This window comes from Sphaerisporangium sp. NPDC005288, from assembly GCF_040607475.1.
Lineage (GTDB): Bacteria > Actinomycetota > Actinomycetes > Streptosporangiales > Streptosporangiaceae > Sphaerisporangium > Sphaerisporangium rhizosphaerae.
In genome coordinates, this window is the sequence record NZ_JBEXGT010000016.1 from 1 (window position 1) to 18,925 (window position 18,925).

21 protein-coding genes and 1 tRNA gene are annotated in these 18,925 nt (G+C 68.5%); 13 read left to right on the plus strand and 9 right to left on the minus strand.

Annotated features, from left to right (window positions below; translation table 11 throughout):
• The first annotated feature begins 94 nt into the window (after positions 1-94).
• A complete protein-coding gene (locus tag ABZU32_RS16830; protein WP_354923000.1) occupies positions 95-271 on the plus strand; it encodes a hypothetical protein in 177 nt (58 codons plus the stop codon).
• A gap of 279 nt (positions 272-550) precedes the next feature.
• On the opposite strand, the gene ABZU32_RS16835 is transcribed toward ABZU32_RS16830, so the two are convergent.
• The gene (locus ABZU32_RS16835) at positions 551-1,795 is read right to left on the minus strand and encodes a helix-turn-helix transcriptional regulator (protein ID WP_354923003.1); all 1,245 of its coding nucleotides are present in this window, start codon (positions 1,793-1,795) and stop codon (positions 551-553) included.
• On the opposite strand from ABZU32_RS16835, the gene ABZU32_RS16840 reads away from it, so the two are divergent.
• A complete protein-coding gene (locus tag ABZU32_RS16840) occupies positions 1,788-2,297 on the plus strand; it encodes a hypothetical protein (RefSeq protein ID WP_354923006.1) in 510 nt (169 codons plus the stop codon). The genes ABZU32_RS16835 and ABZU32_RS16840 overlap by 8 nt on opposite strands.
• Positions 2,294-2,596 (plus strand): hypothetical protein, encoded by a 303-nt coding sequence (locus ABZU32_RS16845; RefSeq protein WP_354923008.1) that lies wholly within the window; start codon positions 2,294-2,296, stop codon positions 2,594-2,596. Before ABZU32_RS16840 ends, ABZU32_RS16845 begins: the two co-directional genes overlap by 4 nt.
• A 358-nt stretch (positions 2,597-2,954) precedes the next feature.
• On the opposite strand, the gene ABZU32_RS16850 is transcribed toward ABZU32_RS16845, so the two are convergent.
• Positions 2,955-3,389 (minus strand): VOC family protein, encoded by a 435-nt coding sequence (locus ABZU32_RS16850; RefSeq protein ID WP_354923011.1) that lies wholly within the window; start codon positions 3,387-3,389, stop codon positions 2,955-2,957.
• Between the two features lie 206 nt (positions 3,390-3,595).
• Complete coding sequence (locus ABZU32_RS16855) at positions 3,596-4,438, minus strand: GntR family transcriptional regulator (RefSeq protein ID WP_354923014.1); 843 nt, start codon at positions 4,436-4,438, stop codon at positions 3,596-3,598.
• A gap of 122 nt (positions 4,439-4,560) precedes the next feature.
• On the opposite strand from ABZU32_RS16855, the gene ABZU32_RS16860 reads away from it, so the two are divergent.
• From ABZU32_RS16860 to ABZU32_RS16870, 3 genes are read left to right on the plus strand one after another with little or no spacing between them, the layout of a single operon-like run.
• Positions 4,561-6,057 (plus strand): replication initiator, encoded by a 1,497-nt coding sequence (locus tag ABZU32_RS16860; RefSeq protein ID WP_354923017.1) that lies wholly within the window; start codon positions 4,561-4,563, stop codon positions 6,055-6,057.
• Complete coding sequence (locus ABZU32_RS16865) at positions 6,054-6,260, plus strand: helix-turn-helix domain-containing protein (protein ID WP_354923020.1); 207 nt, start codon at positions 6,054-6,056, stop codon at positions 6,258-6,260. Before ABZU32_RS16860 ends, ABZU32_RS16865 begins: the two co-directional genes overlap by 4 nt.
• Complete coding sequence (locus tag ABZU32_RS16870; protein WP_354923022.1) at positions 6,257-7,414, plus strand: site-specific integrase; 1,158 nt, start codon at positions 6,257-6,259, stop codon at positions 7,412-7,414. The genes ABZU32_RS16865 and ABZU32_RS16870 overlap by 4 nt, the downstream gene beginning before the upstream one ends.
• Before the next feature lie 103 nt (positions 7,415-7,517).
• Here ABZU32_RS16870 and ABZU32_RS16875 read toward each other — a convergent pair.
• Together ABZU32_RS16875 and ABZU32_RS16880 are read right to left on the minus strand one after the other, a co-directional pair.
• Positions 7,518-7,591 (minus strand) — tRNA-Pro (locus ABZU32_RS16875).
• A gap of 90 nt (positions 7,592-7,681) precedes the next feature.
• Positions 7,682-8,587, minus strand: coding sequence for a metallophosphoesterase (locus ABZU32_RS16880; RefSeq protein ID WP_354923025.1), 906 nt, complete (start codon positions 8,585-8,587; stop codon positions 7,682-7,684).
• Between the two features lie 230 nt (positions 8,588-8,817).
• Between ABZU32_RS16880 and ABZU32_RS16885 the strand changes: the two genes are divergently transcribed.
• The gene (locus ABZU32_RS16885) at positions 8,818-9,273 is read left to right on the plus strand and encodes a GatB/YqeY domain-containing protein (RefSeq protein ID WP_354838701.1); all 456 of its coding nucleotides are present in this window, start codon (positions 8,818-8,820) and stop codon (positions 9,271-9,273) included.
• A 69-nt stretch (positions 9,274-9,342) separates the two neighbouring features.
• Here the strand turns inward: ABZU32_RS16885 and ABZU32_RS16890 are convergent, their stop codons facing one another.
• Positions 9,343-11,607 carry a transglycosylase domain-containing protein gene (locus ABZU32_RS16890; protein WP_354923028.1) on the minus strand — a complete coding sequence of 755 codons (2,265 nt, stop codon included), beginning with the start codon at positions 11,605-11,607 and terminating at the stop codon, positions 9,343-9,345.
• Between the two features lie 269 nt (positions 11,608-11,876).
• On the opposite strand from ABZU32_RS16890, the gene ABZU32_RS16895 reads away from it, so the two are divergent.
• On the plus strand, positions 11,877-12,173 hold the full coding sequence (locus ABZU32_RS16895) for a WhiB family transcriptional regulator (protein ID WP_114029663.1): 297 nt from the start codon (positions 11,877-11,879) through the stop codon (positions 12,171-12,173).
• Positions 12,174-12,304: 131 nt separating this feature from the next.
• On the opposite strand, the gene ABZU32_RS16900 is transcribed toward ABZU32_RS16895, so the two are convergent.
• Positions 12,305-13,405 (minus strand): ArsA family ATPase, encoded by a 1,101-nt coding sequence (locus tag ABZU32_RS16900; protein ID WP_354923324.1) that lies wholly within the window; start codon positions 13,403-13,405, stop codon positions 12,305-12,307.
• A gap of 139 nt (positions 13,406-13,544) precedes the next feature.
• The gene (locus tag ABZU32_RS16905; RefSeq protein ID WP_354923031.1) at positions 13,545-14,549 is read right to left on the minus strand and encodes an ArsA-related P-loop ATPase; all 1,005 of its coding nucleotides are present in this window, start codon (positions 14,547-14,549) and stop codon (positions 13,545-13,547) included.
• Between the two features lie 183 nt (positions 14,550-14,732).
• Here ABZU32_RS16905 and ABZU32_RS16910 point away from each other — a divergent pair, with 183 nt between their 5' ends.
• The 4 genes from ABZU32_RS16910 (at position 14,733) to ABZU32_RS16925 (ending at position 17,193) form a co-directional block, all read left to right on the plus strand.
• Positions 14,733-14,888, plus strand: a complete 156-nt coding sequence (locus ABZU32_RS16910; protein WP_248962398.1) for a DUF4177 domain-containing protein — start codon at positions 14,733-14,735, stop codon at positions 14,886-14,888.
• On the plus strand, positions 14,885-15,346 hold the full coding sequence (locus tag ABZU32_RS16915; RefSeq protein WP_354837647.1) for a RidA family protein: 462 nt from the start codon (positions 14,885-14,887) through the stop codon (positions 15,344-15,346). The genes ABZU32_RS16910 and ABZU32_RS16915 overlap by 4 nt, the downstream gene beginning before the upstream one ends.
• Positions 15,347-15,418: 72 nt before the next feature.
• The gene (locus tag ABZU32_RS16920; protein WP_354923034.1) at positions 15,419-16,390 is read left to right on the plus strand and encodes an NUDIX hydrolase; all 972 of its coding nucleotides are present in this window, start codon (positions 15,419-15,421) and stop codon (positions 16,388-16,390) included.
• The gene (locus ABZU32_RS16925; protein ID WP_354923037.1) at positions 16,387-17,193 is read left to right on the plus strand and encodes an MBL fold metallo-hydrolase; all 807 of its coding nucleotides are present in this window, start codon (positions 16,387-16,389) and stop codon (positions 17,191-17,193) included. Before ABZU32_RS16920 ends, ABZU32_RS16925 begins: the two co-directional genes overlap by 4 nt.
• Positions 17,194-17,385: 192 nt before the next feature.
• Here the strand turns inward: ABZU32_RS16925 and ABZU32_RS16930 are convergent, their stop codons facing one another.
• Positions 17,386-18,066, minus strand: a complete 681-nt coding sequence (locus ABZU32_RS16930; RefSeq protein ID WP_354923040.1) for a Crp/Fnr family transcriptional regulator — start codon at positions 18,064-18,066, stop codon at positions 17,386-17,388.
• Positions 18,067-18,196: 130 nt separating this feature from the next.
• Here ABZU32_RS16930 and nth point away from each other — a divergent pair, with 130 nt between their 5' ends.
• Positions 18,197-18,916: an endonuclease III gene (gene nth / locus ABZU32_RS16935; protein ID WP_354923043.1), complete on the plus strand. Its 720-nt coding sequence runs from the start codon at positions 18,197-18,199 to the stop codon at positions 18,914-18,916.
• Positions 18,917-18,925: the final 9 nt, after the last annotated feature.

An 18,925-nucleotide genomic window follows, 5' to 3' on the forward strand; every position in this document is an offset into this window, starting at 1 on the left:
CGCCGAATACGAACGCCGACACGACGCCGAACACAACCGCTACGCTGCCGCATAGCCGCAAACCCCGACCTGTCCACACAACCGGGGCAACTTCATGGGGCACGAGGACGGATCCGTACAGGCCCGCTATTCCCACGTCACCGCCGAGATGCGCCGCACATTGATGGAGGACCTCACCAGGGTGTGGGAGGCGTCGCTCGGCGCCCGCCGGGAGATGTCACCGGGCTCGCCCGTGAAGGTGCTCGACACCTTGCTGAGGGTGGGCCAGTAGGGGCGCACTGGGAGGTCTTAGACACGGGTTTCTCCCAGATTTCTCCCGAGAGGCTCAGGAGAACCAGTCAGGGCCGGTGTCCTTTACGAGACACCGGCCCTGAGCTGGCATTTCTGGGTCGGGGTGGCGGGATTTGAACCCACGGCCTCTTCGTCCCGAAGCAATCCCAGAGAGATCTCTAGATGCGGCAAAAGGCCGCCTGACCTGCGCTTAGCGTGTCTCGGTGTTCGCGGTCGTCCGGGCTTGTACGGGGCCGTTGTCACTCAGTTCGTCACTCGGCTATCGAGCTGCCGCGAGGGCATCGCGCAAGGTCACGGCGTGTGGCGCGCCTCGGCTGCCGAGTTCGTCGGCGGTCTCGGCGAGTTCCTTGACCGCGTGGCGGTTGAGTTGGACGGCGTCGGTCACGATGGGCAGTGCCGTGCTCAGGCTCGCCTCGGCGTCTCCGGCCTTCGCGTGTGCGCGTGCCAGGCATGAGGCGTACCACGCGCGGTCGCGCCGATAGGCCTCCGGTAGCCGGACGAGTCCGGAGGCGAGGAGTTCAACCGACTGCGCCCAGTTGCTGAGGTGCAGCTCGGCCATGCCGCGTTGGAGCATGAACCACGTCTCGTCGTAGAAGTACATCCATGCGGGTTCGTCTTCACTGTGCTCGGCTGCTCCACTGATCAGTGTTTCGGCCTCGTCCAGCAGTGCGTGTGCCTGGTCGGCGGTGCCGGCGAGTGCGTGTCCTCGTGCTGCCATCTGCGCTGCCATCCCTCGGACACCTGGCGTGACTTGGCCGCTGTGGGAGCGGGCGGCCTCGGCCAGGCCGACGCAGCGACGGGCGTTGCCCGCGCTCCATGCCTGGTGCGCTTTCATGCTCAAGGTCGTGGTGGCCATGTTGGCGTCGCCGATCTCCAGTGCCCAGTCATGCGCGCGGTCGTACCAGGCCAGGGCGGCGGGCTGGTCGTCGATGTCCAGGGACATCCATGCGATGAACTGCGCGTACTGGGCGGCGAGATCCACGATGCGTTCCGCCAGGGGACCTCTCGCGCTGTTGGCGAAGTCGGCCACAACGCCGAGTTGCTGGCGCACCACGCCGATCAGCGGCCGGCTACCAATGCTGTCCTCCACCTTGCGGTGTTCGGCAAGGCAGGTCGCGAGCCAATCGAGGGTCACGGCGTCGACGCGGGTCGGCTGCTCAACCGCCTTGGTGATCCGCTGGAACAGGTCAGGGTCGGGAGCTATGGACGTCAGCGGGTACGCGGGGACCGGAACAACGGTGGCCTGCTCGGGTGGGAACAGGTCGGCTTCCGTCATCTCCAGCGCTCGGGCACACAGCAGGCGGTATCGCTCGCTGGGGTAGTGGTCACCACGCTCCCACCCTCGGATGGTCCGTGTGAGGTCGGGGAGCGTCGGAAGTTGCATCCCCTGCTCCTGGGCGATGCCCCGCAGTCTTCGAGCCATGTCCGCGACGCTCCCGACGCGGGCCTTGCGCTCCATACGCAGGTTCGCGGCCCACTCGGGCGTACTCGCTGCGGTGCTCATCGGCTACCCCCGGATATTCGCGGATACGACCGTGCCTGCTGCTATCCCCAATTCTCATCCTGCGCCCGCTGATCGCGAGGGGTTAGCTGAAGGTGACACGCATCAGTTACCAACCGTGTACGGAGAGGAACCGGCAACCATGGCCGTCAGTCGAGGCGCCGCCCGCATCGACAAGCACAGTGCACAGCTCGGCGAGCTGGCGCGCCACCTCCGGGAGCGTGGCGTGCCCAACCTCGTGAGCAAGCGCATCAGGCTCAAGATCGACACGACACCTCATGGGACGCGGTCCTCTGTGGACTACGACGCTCCGGAGTTGGCCGTATGGTCCGACGACGGCACAACCGTCGCCATCGTCGTGGTCGATGACAACCAGAAGGTAACGACCTTCTCGATGCGTCCACCGGGTCGGCCTCCCCAAGTGCTGTGCCCGGTGGATGCCCCTGGCGAAGGGGCCGCGATCATCGCGGGGATGGTTCACCTCGACTCCACCGAGACCTCATGATCTATCCCCCCTACGATCCCGCCGACTTACCGGACGACCAGCGCCAGGCGAACCGCGAAACGACCAGACGGGTTCTTGCGGCAGTGGCCGACATCCTGGAAATCGAGCGCCGGCGATGCCAAGCGGCAGGACTGATCCAGTCGTGGCAGCTATCCCGGGCCGACCTCGACAGGGCCGCCGCCTCGTTGGGCCTTCCGCCGATCTCGGACGACGAATGGAACGTCATCCACGCGACGCACGACACCATGCCTGACTCCGAACACCATGATCACGTCGTGCCGGACAGGCGAGGGACATAGGCGGTCCGGCACGACGGAGCCCCCCACGGGGAAGCGATGGTGGGGGGCTCATCCATGTGTGGAACCGGCGCAGGACAGAACCATGCCGCCCGGTGGACCGGTGCGAAGCGCCGGGCCTTCGATCGCCCCCAACCCCGTGTGGGCGCCAGCCATAGCATGGCGATCGTAGGGCTGCATGAGCGTTGAGCGTCCGCCTTCACCCTCTGCGGCGCAGTGCGGCGACATTCAATTGACGACGCTTCACACCATCCCAAGATCAACAGCGGTGCGGTGCGAAGGGAGAACTGACGGACAGCCTTCCCCGTGGGAGTCGATCAGCCAGTCAGCTCTGTGTCGCATTCAACGAGGTAGCCGTTCGTCAGCTCAGGCAGAACTCGTTGCCCTCGATGTCCTGCATCACGAGGCACGACTCGTTTTCTTCATCGGCGGGCAGGAGCCGCACGCGTTTCGCGCCGAGAGGGATCAATCGTGCGCATTCGGCCTCGAGGGTTGCCAGGCGTTCTGCACCGACGAGTCCGGTGCCGACCCGCACGTCAAGGTGCAGCCGATTCTTGGCGACCTTGCCTTCGGGAACGCGCTGGAAGTACAGCCGCGGACCGACACCCGAGGGGTCGCTGCATGCGAACCATGAGTCCCGCTGCTCGGGCGGCAGCGTGCGATTGAAGTCGTCCCAACTGGCGAACCCCTCAGGCGGTGCCGGCGCGACATACCCCAACACCTCACACCAGAAGCGACCGACACGCTCAGGTGAAGCGCAATCGAAAGCGACTTGAATCTGCTTAACGGACACCATGGGAAAATCCTCCCATAGATCACTGGGCCCTTTTCATCCGTGATGCAGAGGTGCTGATTCAGGGCATGTAGGTGGCTGCGTTGCGCGCGTGGGCGGTGCTGGCCGCGACCGGCCGGAGAGCCGCAGCGCGGCCAGCAGACCGCCCGAAGCGCGGCAGGCCGCCGCAGGCGGGCTGCCCTTGAACCAGTAAAGAAACTCTGAGCCCACTACACGCGGAGTGCGGAGAGGCCTCTGGGCTCTGCTGAGTTGTAGTCGCTGACGGCTGCCACCTCGAATCGATCTCCAGGGGCTTCGATCTCGGTGAACTCCAGGGGTCGGCCGTGCTGGCTGAGCATGATCCTGCGGATGACCAGTAGTGGCGTGCCGATCGGTTCCAAGCCGAGGTCCTCGTAGGTCTCGCCGTAGGGCATCTGGGCGTGTACGGAGGTGGTCCAGCGCACCGGTCCGTGTTCGCGTTCCAGGTGGGCGTAATAGTCCTCCGGTTCGACGTGCGGGTCGATCTCCCGGTCCGCACCTTCGCCGGTGATGGTGGCGACCAGGTCGGCCAGGACGTAGGAGCACAGGTGGATACGGGCGCGGGTCTTGGTGTGCTGCCAGTAGGCGTACCGGTAGACGGCCATGCTGCCTCGCCGGACGGCCAGGACGTCGGCTCTGCTGCCCTCGGCGGTCATGAACAGGGCTGAGTTCGGGGTGACCTTGGCCTGTGCGCGTTCGGCTTCGCTGGGAACCGTGACGTGCTGCCATTGCTGCTTGGCAGGGTCGTAAGCCGGGCTGAGTAGATCTTCATGGTCCGGCCAGCCAGTGAGGATCATGCGGCGGTCCGGGGTGGGACGGACGAAAGTACCGCGTCCGTGGGCGATGGTGAGTAGCCCTTCCCCGGCGAGCTGGGCGATCGCCTTGCGGATCGTCGGGCGAGAGGTGGCGTACTCGGAGGCGAGGAAAGCCTCTCCTGGGAGCGCCTGACCTGGCTGGTAGTGGAGTTGCAGGATGTCGGTCCGCAACAGGTCGGCGATCATCCGCCAGCGCGCGCCGGTCTTGTCTTCAGTCAATGGTGACCCCTTCAACGTTTTCTCTTTACAAGAGGTAGCACGTGTTGGCTAACATGTCCATGTGACCCAACACGTAGTACGTCTTGGCCTACATCTGTGGCAGCGAGGCAAAGGAGGTCCCGATGAGCACTAAAGAGGAACGCCACATCACCCCCGGCCGGCATCCGGAATGGCTGGCCGATCTCGTAGAAGTGATCAACGCTCCCGGCTACGAGCGCTGGCGCTCGATGGTCGCCGCGACTGGCGGGTGCGCCAACCCGGTCCACCTCGCCGGCGGGTCCCACATCGTCGAAGCGGCTACCGGCGAGGTCCTGCACTCCTACCGGACCGCCGACGAACCCTCAGGGCATCTGCTGATGGCCTGCGGCAACCGGCGTGCATCGGTCTGTGCCTCCTGTTCGGAGGTCTACCGGGCCGACACCTTCCAACTCATCCGCGCCGGTCTGTCCGGTGGCAAAGGCGTCCCTGAGCAGGTGAGCGGCCACCCCCGCGTATTCGCCACGCTGACGGCTCCCTCGTTCGGTCCGGTGCATACCCGGCGCGAGAAGAACGGCAAGGTCCGGGCCTGCCGTCCGCGTAGGTACGGGAAGCGCTGCGAGCACGGGAACGACGTCGGATGCCGCGTTCGGCACGAACCTGCCGATGATCGTTTAGGCCAACCGATCTGTCCGGACTGCTACGACTACCCCGGGGCCGTGCTGTGGCAGGCGCATGCCGGGGCGTTGTGGCACCGGTTCACGCTGGAGGTCCGGCGGGAACTGGCCAGGCAGGCAGGGATGAGCCGGACGACGTTCGGCAGACAGGTCCGGGTGTCGTTCGCCAAGGTCGCCGAATACCAGCGGCGGGGCCTGGTCCACTTCCATGCGGTCATCCGCCTCGACGGTCCCAAGGGCGCGACCGATCTTCCCCCGGAGTGGACCGATCACGGGATGCTCGTCCGAGCGATCCCGGCGGCGGCGCGGCGCGTGGAAGTCGTGTCCCCTGTGAGCGCGCTGGGGCGGCGACGGCTGGGGTGGGGCGATCAGCTCGACATCCGGCCGATCGTCATGAGTGAGGCGCTGGACGGGGTGTCTGAGCGCGCGGTGGCCGGTTACATCGCCAAGTACGCGACCAAGGGCGCGGAAGCCTCCGGGACGGTCGATCACCGCCTGTCCTGCAAGGGGTGCCGGGGAGACGGACGGGTGAGCGATCTCATCCCTTGCGAGCACTGCCGGGGTACCGGTCTGCGGCCAGGGCTGAACCTGGAGTTGCTTCCGGTGACCGAGCACGCTCGGCGCATGATCCGCACGTGCTGGGAGTTAGGCGCGCGTCCCGAGTTCGCCGGTCTGCGACTGCGGCCCTGGGCGCACATGCTGGGCTTTCGGGGCCACTTCTCCAGCAAGAGCCGCCACTATTCCGTCACGCTCGGCAAGCTGCGCGGCATCCGTTCTGATCACCGTGCGCAGGAGTCACGGGAACGACATGAACTGCCCGCGCTCGGTGACGCCACAACGCTGGTCGTCGGTCACTGGCGTTTCGCCGGCATCGGGCACTCTCCCGGTGAGGCGATCTTGGCTGAGCACATCCGGCAACGCGTCCAGACCGCGCGCGCCATCGCCGCACAGCGGGCGGCCGAATGACCCCATCCCCCGCACTGGACCCTCCGCGGCTGTACCGCGTCAGCGACGCCATGCGACTGCTCAGCATGAGCCGCACCGTCATCTACGAGCAGATCAGGGCCGGACGTCTCCGCTCGGTCACCCAAGGCCGTACCCGGCTGATCCCCGCCTCGGCCATCTCCGACTACATCGCCCTACTGGAACAGGAAGCGAGAGCATCATGACCACACGACGGAGCCGGGGAGACGGCGGCCTGCACTGGGACGAAGCACGTCAACGCTGGATCGCCTCGGTGACGGTCGGCTACACCCCCGCCGGAAAGCGCATCGTCAAGAAGGCCAGCGGCAAGACCAAGACCGAAGCCAAGGCCAAGTTGAAAGAGATCATCCGCGATTACGAAGACGGCTTGGCCATCGCGCCGGCGGACTACACGGTTGAACGCGCGGTCAATGACTGGCTGGCCTACGGGCTCAACGGACGCCACAGCGGCACCCTTGCCGCGTGCACCATCCTCTGCAACACCCATGTCATCCCCGCCCTCGGTGCCCGGAAGCTCCGGGACCTCAGCGCGGAGGACGTGGACAAGTGGCTCGCCGACAAGGCGAAGACACTCAGCACTCGCACTCTGCAAGGACTTCACTCGTGCCTGAACCGCGCGATCAAGCGGGCCATGGCCCGCGACAAGGTCAAGCGGAACGTGGTGGCGCTCTGCTCGGTCCCGCAGGGCAAGGCCGGTCGTCCCTCGAAGGCGCTCACCCTCGTCCAGGCCGAATCGGTGCTCAAGGCGGCGGAGGGCTCACGGATGTACGCCTACATAGTCCTGTCCCTGCTCACCGGTGCCCGGACTGAAGAACTACGGGCCTTGACCTGGGATCACGTGGACTTGCAAGGTGATCCGGATGCGAACCCCTCCGTCCCGCCTCATCTGGCCGTATGGAGGTCGGTGCGTGCGGGCGGCGACACCAAGACCCGCAAATCTCGGCGCACTCTCGCCCTGTCCAGGCGGTGCCTGGACGCGCTACAGCGGCAACGAGAGCAACAGGAACGGGAGAGGCAGGCAGCAGGGGCGAAGTGGCAGGAGAACGGCCTCGTGTTCGCGTCCAAGGTCGGCACTCCGCTCGATCCGTCACACGTCCGGCGCGACTTCCGTAACGCCATCAGGGACGCGCAGGGCATCGATCCGTCGCAGTGGACCCCACGAGAGCTTCGCCACAGCTTCGTCTCATTGCTCTCGGACAACGGCATCCCGTTGGAGGAGATTTCTTGGCTTGTGGGGCATAGCAGCACGGCGGTTACGGAGGCGGTGTACCGGAAGCAGATCCGGCCGGTGCTTCAGGCGGGCGCCGTCGCTATGGATCAGATCTTCGGGGAGCAGTAGCGCCCCTGTGGGCTTGTCGCGGGTAGTCACTCAGTTAGTCACCCAGCAACGCAGAAGGCCGGGTCCGAAGATCGGAACCGGCCTCTGAGCTGGTACTGCTGGGTCGGGGTGGCGGGATTTGAACCCACGGCCTCTTCGTCCCGAACGAAGCGCGCTGCCAAGCTGCGCTACACCCCGGTGCACAGGCGCTTTGCTTGTGCTCGCATGAGTCTAGCGGACTTTGGTGGTGCTCGCGTCATCCAGTCGTGGGGACAGGGGATGCGGAGATCAGGAAGCGGTGGGACGGCGGCGGGGGACGAGGGTGAGCAGGGTGGCCTCGGGGGGGCAGGCGAAGCGGACCGGGGCGTAGGGGGAGGTGCCGAGGCCGGCGGAGACGTGGAGCCAGGCCGAGTCGTGGCGGTGCAGGCCCTTCACCCGGGCGCGGTCGATGCCGCAGTTGGTCACCAGGGCGCCGTAGAAGGGGATGCAGAGCTGGCCGCCGTGGGTGTGGCCCGCCAGCAGGAGTTGGTAGCCGTCGGCGGCGAAGCGGGACATGTTGGCGGGATCGGGGGAGTGCATCACGCCGAGGCGGAGGTCGGCGTCCGCGGGGGCCTGGCCGGCGATCTCGTCGTACCGGTCGCGGTTGATGTGGGAGTCGTGGATGCCGCCCACGTGCACGTCGAGGTCGCCGACCTTGACCCGCGCCGTGGTGTTGTTCATGTCGAGCCAGCCCGCGGCGGTCATGCCCGCGCCGAGCTCGGGCCACGGGAGGTTGGGGACGGACTGCTTGGGGCCCTTGGAGGAGCTCCAGAGGTAGCGGGCGGGGTTCTTGGGCCGGGGGGCGTACAGGTCGTTGGACCCGTAGACGAACAGGCCTGGGCGCGAAAGCAGGGGCTCGACGGCGCTCAGGTAGGCGGGGACGGCGTCGGGGTGGGCGAGGGTGTCGCCGGTGTTCACCACGAGGTCGGGGTTGAGCGCGTCCAGGGACCTGACCCAGTTGATCAGGCGGGTGCGCCCTGGGGTGAGGTGCAGGTCGGAGATCTGGAGGATGCGTACCGGCCGCTGGCCGGGGGCGAGCACCGGCACGTCGAAACGGCGGAGCCGAAACCAGTTGCGCTCGATCACCGAGGCGTAGCCGAGCCCGGCGACGCCGAGACCGAGCAGGGACAGGGGTACCGCGGCAGCTTTCCTCACCCCTCAATGATGCCCGAGCGCGGTCCCTGCTGCTCGCTGATGTCCGACCGTGGTCCCGGGTGCTGGATGCTCACTCAATGTGGGCCTGGACGTCTGGTGGTCCTGATTGCGGTGCTGAGCGCTCGCTGGTGTCCGAGTGTGGACCGTGGGGGTCCGTGCTGGGCGAGGCTTGACGGGGGAGCGGGGAAATGGCGGTGATCGTGGTGCGGGGACACGGCAAGATGGTGCTCATGAGTGCTTTGAAGGACAAGCTGAAGGCCGACCTCACGACGTCGATGAAGGCCCGTGACGAGGTGCGGACCCGGACGCTGCGCATGGCCCTCGCCGCCGTCAGCACCGAGGAGGTCGCGGGCAGGTCGGCGCGCGAGCTCAGCGACGACGAAGTGGTGAAGGTCCTGGTCAGGGAGGCCAAGAAGCGCCGGGAGGCCGCGGAGGCGTTCGCGGGCGCGGGCCGGGCCGAGCAGGCGCGGGCGGAGCAGGACGAGCACGCCGTGCTCGAGGAGTACCTCCCGGCGCAGTTGAGCGACGAGGAGCTCGACCGGCTCGTCCAGGAGGCCATCTCCGAGAGCGGGGCCGAGGGGCCGAAGGCCATGGGGCAGGTCATGAAGGTCCTCAACCCGAAGGTCGCCGGTCGCGCCGAAGGCGGCCGGGTGGCGCAGGCGGTCCGCGCCCGGCTGGCCTCCTGAGTGAGATCCGAGATGAGGAGCGCCCTCCGCCGGTGACCCGGGGAGGGCGCTTCGAGGGATCGCCGGCGGTCAGTTGCCGGGCAGCACGGGGGTGACGGGGGTGATGTCGGCCCCGCGGTTGCCGCCGCCGCGCTTGCCCTTGCCGCGGTTGTTGTCCGGGCCGCCGAGGTTCGGGTCCGGCCTGTGGTCGTCGGGCACCGGGTAGCCGGTGCCGTTGTTCTCGATCGGGTCCTTCGGAGGCTTGGGCGCGCAGCCGCCGCTGCAGCCGCCGAAGCGGCTCATGTCCGGCGGGGTGAAGGACGAGGGCGCGATGTCGGACAGGGCGTCGAGCATCGTGGCCTTCCAGATCTGGCCCGAGATGGTGGCGCCGAACACCTCGCTGTAGTAGCGCCCGCCGATGGTGATGCTGCGCAGCGGGTGGGTGTAGGAGCCGCGCGGGTCGCCCAGGCTCACCGCGCCGGCGAGGTCGGGGGTGTATCCGGCGAACCAGGCCGTCATCTCGCCGTCGGTGGTGCCGGTCTTGCCGGCCGCGTCCCGGCCGATGCCGCCGACGCCCTTCATCGTGCCCTTGGTGAACACGCCGGACAGGATGTCGGAGACCGCGTCGGCGACCTTCTCGTCGATGGCCTGCTTGCACGAGGGCTTGAAGTCGGTGGTCTTGCCGGTGCGGTCGGTGATCGAGGTGATCGCCATCGGCTTGCAGTACTTGCCCCGGGCGCCGAGCGCGGCGTAGGCGCTGGCCACGGTGACGGGGTCCATCTCGTTGACGCCGAGGGTGAAGGTCTCGACCTCCTGGAGCTTGCCGCCGTCGGAGCGCTTGATGCCGAGGTCCTTGGCGGTCTTGACCACGTCGCAGAGGCCGACCTTCTTCTCCAGGGCGAGAAAGAAGGTGTTGACCGACCCCCAGGTGCCGGTCTGGAGCGTCCTGAAGCCGCCTCCGCCCTCGGCGTTGTGCGCGACGTGGCTCGGGTCGCCGACGTTCTCGCCCTTGCAGTTCTTGAAGTCGCTGTAGCCGTTGGCCTGGAAGCTGCTGCCGGAGTTGATGCCGTCGTGGAACTTCATGCCCTCTTTGAGCGCCGTGGTGAGGGTGAAGACCTTGAAGGTGGAACCGGCCTGGAAGCCGGTGCCGCCGCCGTGCGCGGCGTCGGCGACCAGGTTGTAGGTGGACTGGTTCTTCTTCTTGCTCCGGCCGTACTTGCGGCTGGCGGCCATGGTCTTGATCTCGCCGGTGCCCGGCTCGACCAGCGCCTCGGCGGCGACGGGCTTGTCGGAGGCGAAGACCCACTTCTTGATGGCCTTGTCGGCGGCCTTCTGCATCTTGGTGTCGAGCGTGGTCTTGATGGTCAGGCCGCCGCGATTGAGGAACTCCTCGCGGGCCTTCTGCGTCTTGCCGAACTGCGGGTCGTTGCGGATCTCGTTCTGCACGTACATGCAGAAGTACGGGTACTTGCTCTCCTCGCAGCCGCCGGGGATGTCCTTGTCCTTGAAGACGAGCTTCTTGGCCTTGGCCTCCGTCGCCTGCTCGGCCGTGATCTTCTTCAGCTCGAGCATGCGGTCCAGGACGGTGTTGCGGCGGGCCAGCAGGGCAGCCTTATGCTGCTTGCCGAGGTTCGGGTCGGTGGCGTTGGGGTTCTGCACCGCTCCGGCGAGCGTGGCGGCCTCTTCGAGGTTCAGCTTGGAGGCGGGCTTGTCGAAGAACCGCTTGGCCGCGGCCTGGATGCCGTACGCGCTGGCGCCGAAATAGGCGATGTTGAGGTAGCGCTCGAGGATCTCGTCCTTGGTGTACTTCTTCTCGATGCCCATGGCGTAGCGCAGCTCGTTGAGCTTGCGCGAGACCGTCGGCGCGATGGCCGCCAGCTGTTCTTCCTTGGTTTCCGCCTTGTTCAGCAGCACCTGCTTGACGTACTGCTGGGTGATCGAGGAGCCGCCCTGGGAGACGCCGCCCGACTGGAAGTTCTTCATCATCGCGCGGGCGAAGCCCTCCAGGTCGAGGGCACCGTGCTCGTAGAAGCGGAAGTCCTCGATGGAGATGATCGCCTGCCGCATGACCGGGGCCACCTTGTCCAGCGGCACGGACTCGCGGTTCTGGTAGTAGAACTGTGCGATCAGTTTGCCCTTGGAGTCCTTGATCTCCGTCTTCTCCGGGAGATCGGGCTCCTTGAGGTCTTCGGGCTTGAGATTGAGCACGTCGGAAGCGCTCTTGACCCCTATGCCGGCCCCGCCGACGGTGGGCAGCGCGACGGCCGCGGCGAGCACGCCCGCGGCGACGGCGGCCGCGATGAGCCGCACCAGGTTCGCTACTACGGATCCCAGACCCTTGCGTTGAGCTCGCACGAGACCAAGGGTATGTCGAACCACTGACTCAATAGGTACCCAAAGTCCATTTCGCATTGACTCGGGCGCTACCCGGCGAGGGCAGGACTAGTCATTCCCGGCCACATGGCCTGACATGACCATGCGGGAAATTGACCCGCCCGGGGTCTGTCGGTCCCAACGTCTGGTTGCGTACGTTCTCCTCTGCGGCAACTGAATAAGGAGGCTCGACGCCCGCGCCCGTCGGCCGCCAAGTGACGACTGACCACCTATAGGGGAGTGGGGTCGAAATGTGGATCACGGATTGGACCTCCCGTGCCGCCTGTCGAGGTGCGGATCCTGACGCGTTGTTCGTGCAGGGTGCCGCCCAGAACAGGGCGAAACTCATCTGCCGAGGGTGCCCGGTCCGTACGGAGTGCCTCGCGGACGCACTGGACAACCGCATCGAGTTCGGGGTCTGGGGCGGGATGACCGAGCGAGAGCGGCGTGCGTTGCTGAGGCGCCGGCCGGATGTCACCTCATGGCGTGACCTCCTGGAGGTCGCGAAGGAAGAGTACGAGCGGACCAACGAGTTGATCGCCGGCTGAGTTCAGGGGCCGGGGCGGTCGCCCCGGGCCCACCAAGGCGCCGGGGGGCTGGTCACGGCCCCCCTCAGTCATCTCATCGGGGGCGATCGAAGCGTCGTCCGGACGGTCGTGGAGCACGCCGCCGGACGACATCAGGAGGCGAGGAGTTCGCCGATCTCGCGCAGGCCCGCGAGGTCGTGCACGTCCTCCGGCATCGCGAGCACTTCGGCGATCGGCACCGTGGGGTGGGCCGACGCGAAGTGCTCCTGCTCCCGGTGCTCCCGCGCGGCGAGCTGCATGCGTCCGGCGTGAAGCCGCAACACGGCGGCCGTCAGTTCATGCTCGCCGCGCGACTCCAGCTCCTCGGCGGCCGCGGCGCTCCGTGCGGCCGACAGGAACGGCGCCGATGAGCGGTGCACCCGGTTGATCACCAGACCTGCCAGGGGCATGCTCTCTTCGGCCAGCCGCTCCACGAAGTACGAGGCCTCCCGCATCGCGTCCCGTTCGGGCGCGGCCACGACGAGGAACGCGGTGCCGGGAGCCTGGAGCAGACGGTAGGTCTGCTCCGCCCGCTGCCGGAACCCGCCGAAGACGGCGTCGAGGGCGGCGACGAAGGTCTGGATGTCCTTGAGGAACTGCGCCCCCAAGATCTTGGTCATCGCGCCCGCCACCAGGCCGAACCCCGCGTTGAGCAGCTTGAACGCGCTCCTGCCCCCCGCCTTGGCCGGGGCCATGAGGATCCTGATGAGCCGCCCGTCGAGGAAGCGGCCGAGGCGCTCCGGCGCGTCCAGGAAGTCCAGTGCCGACCGGGACGGCGGCGTGTCGACGATGATCAGATCCCATTCGTCCGACCGGCGGAGCTGGCCGAGCTTCTCCATCGCCATGTACTCCTGCGTGCCGGAGAAGCTGGACGACAGAGACTGGTAGAAGGGGTTGGTCAGGATCTGCCGGGCGCGCTCGGGGTCGGCGTGCGCCTCGATGATCTCGTCGAACGTCCGCTTCATGTCGAGCATCATCGCGTGCAGTTCGCCGGGGCCCTCGACCCCGGCGACCAGGCGCGGGGTGTTGTCCAGCTCGGTGAGCCCCATCGACTGCGCCAGCCGGCGCGCCGGGTCGACGGTCAGCACGACGACGCGCCGGCCTCGTTCGGCGGCCCGCAGCCCGAGGGCCGCGGCCGTGGTGGTCTTGCCCACGCCGCCCGAGCCGCAGCACACGACGATGCGCGTGTGCGGATCGTCCAGGACGGCGTCCATGTGCAGGACCGGCGAGGTGTGGCGCGGCGCGTCCCCGGGATGGCCGGTGGCGGCCGCGGTGGAGGCGGTCATGTGAGGGTCCCCCCTGGGCGAGAGTTCACAGGTGCGCAGGCCTTTGCCGAGGTGCCCGGAGAGGGGTTCACGCCGCTCCCTGGGAGCACAGCGCCTCGGCCAGCTCGTACAGGCCCGCGAGGTCGGCGCCCTCGGGCAGGAGCGGCAGCTCGTATTGCGGGGTCCTGGCCAGGGCCAGGGACTCCCGTTCGCGGCGTTCGAGGGCGGTGCGCCGCGCGTGCTCGGTCACCTCGGCGGCCAGCGCCTCGGCGATCTCGGACGCGCCGGCGGCGCCCTCGGCGAGCCCGGCGGCCTTGAGCCCGAGGGCCAGCTCGCCGGGATCGACGCCTCCGTCGGCCGCGGCGTCCAGGGTCGCCTCGGGCAGCAGCTCGGGCCGGACCATGTTGACGAACACGCCACCGACGGGGAGCTCGGCCTCGTGCAGGCTCTCGATGCCGTCCAGCGTCTCCTGGACCGGCATCTCCTCCAGCAGGGTGACGAAGTGGACGGCGGTCTCGGGTGAGGCGACGACCCCGCGGACCAGGTCGGCGTGGTTCTTCACCGGGCCGATGCGCGCGAGCCCCGCCACCTCGGTGGTCACGTTCAGGAAGCGGGTGATGCGCCCGGTGGGCGGCGCGTCCATGACGACGGCGTCGTACACGCGCCTGCCGGCCCTGTCGCGGCGGCGCACGGCCTCGCTCGTCTTGCCGGTGACGAGCACGTCGCGCAGCCCGGGGGCGATGGTCGTCGCGAAGTCGACCAACCCGATCTTGCTCAGTGCCTTGCCGGCCCTGCGCATCCCGTAGAACATCTCGACGTACTCGAGCATGGCCTCTTCGGGGTCGATGGCCAGGGCGTACACGTCACCGCCGCCCGGGGCCACGGCGATCTTGCGTTCTTCGTACGGCAGGGGCGGGATGTCGAAGACCTGGGCGATGCCCTGGCGTCCCTCGACCTCGACCAACAGCACCTTCCTGCCGCCCGCCGCCAGGGCGAGGGCCAGCGCGGCGGCCACGGTGGTCTTGCCCGTGCCGCCCTTGCCGGTGACGACGTGCAGTCGTACGCCGTCCCAATCGGTGTCGCGAGCGCTCACCCTCCGAAGGCTACCCAACGGTCACTTTTCGATTCGCCGTCCGCCCTTTTCAGAGCGCACCTGGGACGCAGGTCACACTGCCGCGCGGCCGGTCGTCCACAGGGGCGGCCGTCCGCGGCGGAGTTGTCCACAACCGTGGCGGCCGGGCCGCCTGGACTGGTCCGGCCCGTCTACAGTGCCACCATGAAGCGCTACGAATATGCGACGGTCCCTCTGCTGACCCATGCCACCAAGCAGATCCTCGACAACTGGGGGCAGGACGGCTGGGAGCTCGTCACCGTCATCCCGGGTCCCAACCCGGAGCAGCTTGTCGCCTATATGAAGCGGGAGAAGGCATGAGCACGCCCGAGGAGCGTCTGAAGGAGCTCGGGCTCACCCTGCCCGAGGTCGTCAAGCCGCTGGCCGCGTACGTGCCCGCCGTCCGCACGGGCGACTATGTGTACGTCTCGGGGCAGATCCCGCTGGAGGACGGCAAGCTGGGCGCCACGGGCAAGGTCGGCGCCGAGGTGACGCTCGAGGAGGCCAAGCGGCAGGCGAGGGTGTGCGCGCTCAACGGCATCGCGGCCGCGGCGCAAGCCGCGGGCGGGCTGGGGAACATCGTGCGCATCGTCAAGGTCGTCGGCTTCGTGGCGAGCGCCCCCGGCTTCACCGACCAGCCCAAGGTCGTCAACGGGGCCAGTGAGCTGTTCGGCGAGGTCTTCGGCGACGCGGGCGTCCACGCGCGCAGCGCCGTCGGCGTCGCCGCTCTCCCGCTGGACGTCCCGGTCGAGGTGGAGCTCATCGCCGAAGTCCGATAGCCCGTGTCACCATGGTCCGGCCGAGTTCCGTTCGGTTGGACCATGGAGCCGGCCGCGTACCACGGAGGTGGCATGAACGGCATCCCGCTCCCTGGAGCACTCGGCGAGCGCGCCCGTGCGATCCTGTCCGGGCGGCTCGCCCCGGTGCCCGCCAGGGACGCCGCCACCGTCGTCCTCCTCCGCCCCGGCGGCCCGCCCGCCGGTGGTTCGTCTGCGGCTGCTTCGTTGGGCAGTGGTTCGTCCTTGGCCGGTTCGCCTGCTGCCGGTTCGTCCGGCGGTGGTTCGCGGCTCGATGATGAGGTGGGCGGTCCGGTCGGGGTGGGTTCGGCCGGTGGGGTCGAGGTCTACATGCTGCGGCGGGCGGCGAGCATGGCGTTCGCGGCGGGGGCGTACGTCTTTCCCGGCGGGTCGGTGGATCCGCGTGACGCCGACCAGGCCGTGGCCTGGGCCGGTCCGGCGCCCGAGACATGGGGCCGGCTGCTCGGCGCCGACACCACGACCGCGCGGGGCCTGGTCTGCGCGGCCGTGCGCGAGACCTTCGAGGAGTCCGGGGTGCTGCTGGCAGGGCCCAGCCCCGACACGGTGGTCGCCGACACCACCGGCGACGACTGGGAGGCCGACCGCGAGGCGCTGATCGATCGACGCCTGTCGCTCGCGGAGTTCCTGAACAAGCGAAGCCTGGTCCTGCGCGCCGATCTGCTGCGGCCCTGGGCCCACTGGATCACGCCGGACGTCGAGCACAAGAGGTTCGACACCCGCTTTTTCGTGGCCGCGATGCCGCCCGGCCAGCGCACCCGCGACGTGGGCGGCGAGGCCGACGAGGTCGCGTGGCTGCGCCCGGCCGGGGCGATCGAGCGGGCCAGGAACGGCGAGATCCTGCTGATGCCGCCGACCTTCCGCACGTTGACCGAGATGTCCGACTACGCCGAGGTGGAGGCCGTCCTGGCGTGCGAGCGCGAGATCGTGACCTTCCAGCCGCGGGCCGCCGAGGTGGACGGCGAGATGTGGCTGGTCATACCGGATGAGGATTATCGTTTGCCATGAGCGGTCTCCCAATCCCCGTGGACGGGCTGGACGGGGCCGGCACGGCGCGGGCCACCAACGTCCTGGCGCCCAACGCCTCTCCCATGACGCTCGACGGCACCAACACCTGGGTCATCGCCGAGCCGGGCGCGCCCGGCGCCCTGGTCGTGGACCCAGGCCCCGACGACGAGGCTCACCTGCGGCGGGTGGCCGGTCACCTCGCCGGGCGGCGGGTCGAGGCCATCCTGCTCACGCACGGCCACGAGGACCACAGCGGCGGCGCCCGCCGGTTCGCCGAGATGGTGGGCGCGCGGGTCCGCGCGCTCGATCCCCGGCACGTTCTGGGGGACGAGGGGCTCGGTGACGGCGACGTCGTCACGGCCGGCGATCTGGAGCTGCGGGTGATCGGCACGCCGGGCCACTCGTTCGACTCCCTGTGCTTCTGGCTGCCCGCCGACGCGGCCATGCTGACCGGCGACACCGTCCTCGGCCGCGGCACCACCGTGATCGCCCCTGACGGCGACCTGGGCGACTACCTGCGCAGCCTCGACCGCCTGCGGGCCGGCGCCGAGATCGTGGCGGCACGGGCGCTGCTGCCCGGCCACGGGCCGCTGCTCCCCGAGCCGGTCACCGCCCTGGACGGCTACATCGCCCACCGGCGTGAGCGCCTGGACCAGATCCGGCGGGCGCGCCGCGAGGGCGCCCGGACACCGGAGGAGATCGTCCGGGTCGTCTACGCGGAGGTCCCCGAGAGCCTGTGGCCGGCGGCCGAGATGTCGGTGCGCGCGCAACTGTCGTACCTGGAAGCGCTGGAACCCCAGTAGCCGATCGCCCGGTCCGCCTGTGTCACCCGGCCCCTGCGTCGCCCGGTCCGCCTGTGTCTCCGGTTCGTCCGGTCTCCGTCGCGATGGCCTGGAGCCGCCCAGTCCGTCCATCGCCGATCAAGCCTTACGACCACCCGAGGGTGGCCGGGGCTGCCGCTGGTGCCGGGTGAGGTGGGGTGGGCGTCTTGGCGGTTACCTCGAGCGGGCCTGGAGGCGGTCGGCGTCCATGATGACGACGGCCTTGGCCTCGATGCGGAGCCAGCCGCGCTGCGCGAAGTCGGCCAGGGCCTTGTTCACGGTCTCGCGGGAGGCGCCCACGTACTGCGCCAGCTCCTCCTGGGTGAGGTCGTGGTGGACCCGCAGGCCATCCTCGGTGCGCTGGCCGAACCGCTCGGCGAGGTCGAGCAGCGCCTTGCCGACGCGGCCGGGCACGTCGGTGAACACCAGGTCGGCCATCACGTCGTTGGTGCGGCGCAGCCGCTGGGCGAGGGCGCGGAGCAGGTGCAGGGCGACCTCGGGCCGTCCGGTGAGCCAGGGGCGCAGGTCGTCGTGCCCTAACCCGGCCAGCCGGACGTCGGTCAGGGCGATGGCGCTCGCCGTGCGGGGCCGGGGGTCGAACAGCGAGAGCTCGCCGAACATCTCGCTCGGGCCGAGCACGCTAAGCAGGTTCTCGCGGCCGTCGGGCGCGGTGCGGATCAGTTTGATCTTTCCGTCCAGCACCACGTAGAGCCGGTCACCCGTTTCGCCCTCGCTGAAGAGGGTCTGCCCCTTGTGAAGCTCGACCTCGGAGATGCCCGTGCGGAGCGCGGCGGCGCTCTCGCGGTCGAGCGCGGCGAACAAAGGGGCCTTACCCAGCACGTCGTCGGTATTCACGGTGCCCTCCTCGTCCAGTGGCCGCGCCACCACGACAGCGCGCCACATTTGGGGATCGCGCTCGCTGCTAGACATTGTGACGTACTGCATCAAGGGGGTCGCATGGAGCCCGTCCGCGTAGGCTGACGTGGTGCCCCGCAAAGTGACCTCCGCCGGGGAGTCCCGGCTCGCCCTGGTACGCCGAGCCCGACGGATGACTCGAATCCTGGCGGAAACCTATCCCGACGCCCACTGCGAACTCGACTTCGGCAACCCGCTCGAGCTGCTGGTCGCGACGATCCTCTCAGCGCAGTGTACGGACAAACGGGTCAATATGGTTACTCCAGTACTCTTTGCCAAATACAGGTCCGCAGCCGACTATGCCGGTGCCGATCGGGCCGAGCTCGAAGAGATCATCCGGTCGACCGGGTTCTTCCGCGCCAAGGCCAACAGCATCCTCGGCATGGCCCAGGCCGTCTGCGACCGCTACGGCGGCGAGGTGCCCGGCAAGCTGAAAGACCTGGTCACACTGCCCGGAGTCGGCAGGAAGACCGCCAACGTGGTCCTTGGCAACGCCTTCGACGTGCCCGGCATCACGGTCGACACCCACTTCCAGCGCCTCACCCGGCGCTTCCAGTGGACCACCGAGACCGACCCGGTGAAGATCGAGCACGCGGTCGGCGAGTTGATCCCCAAGAGCCAGTGGACTGACATGTCGCACTATCTGATCTGGCACGGGCGCCGCATCTGCCACGCCCGCAAGCCCGCGTGCGGCGTGTGCCCGCTGGCGAGCCTCTGCCCGTCCTTCGGCGAGGGCCCCACCGATCCGGAGCAGGCGGCCAAGCTCGTCCGCCCCGGTCCGTTCTCCTAGGCCCGGTTC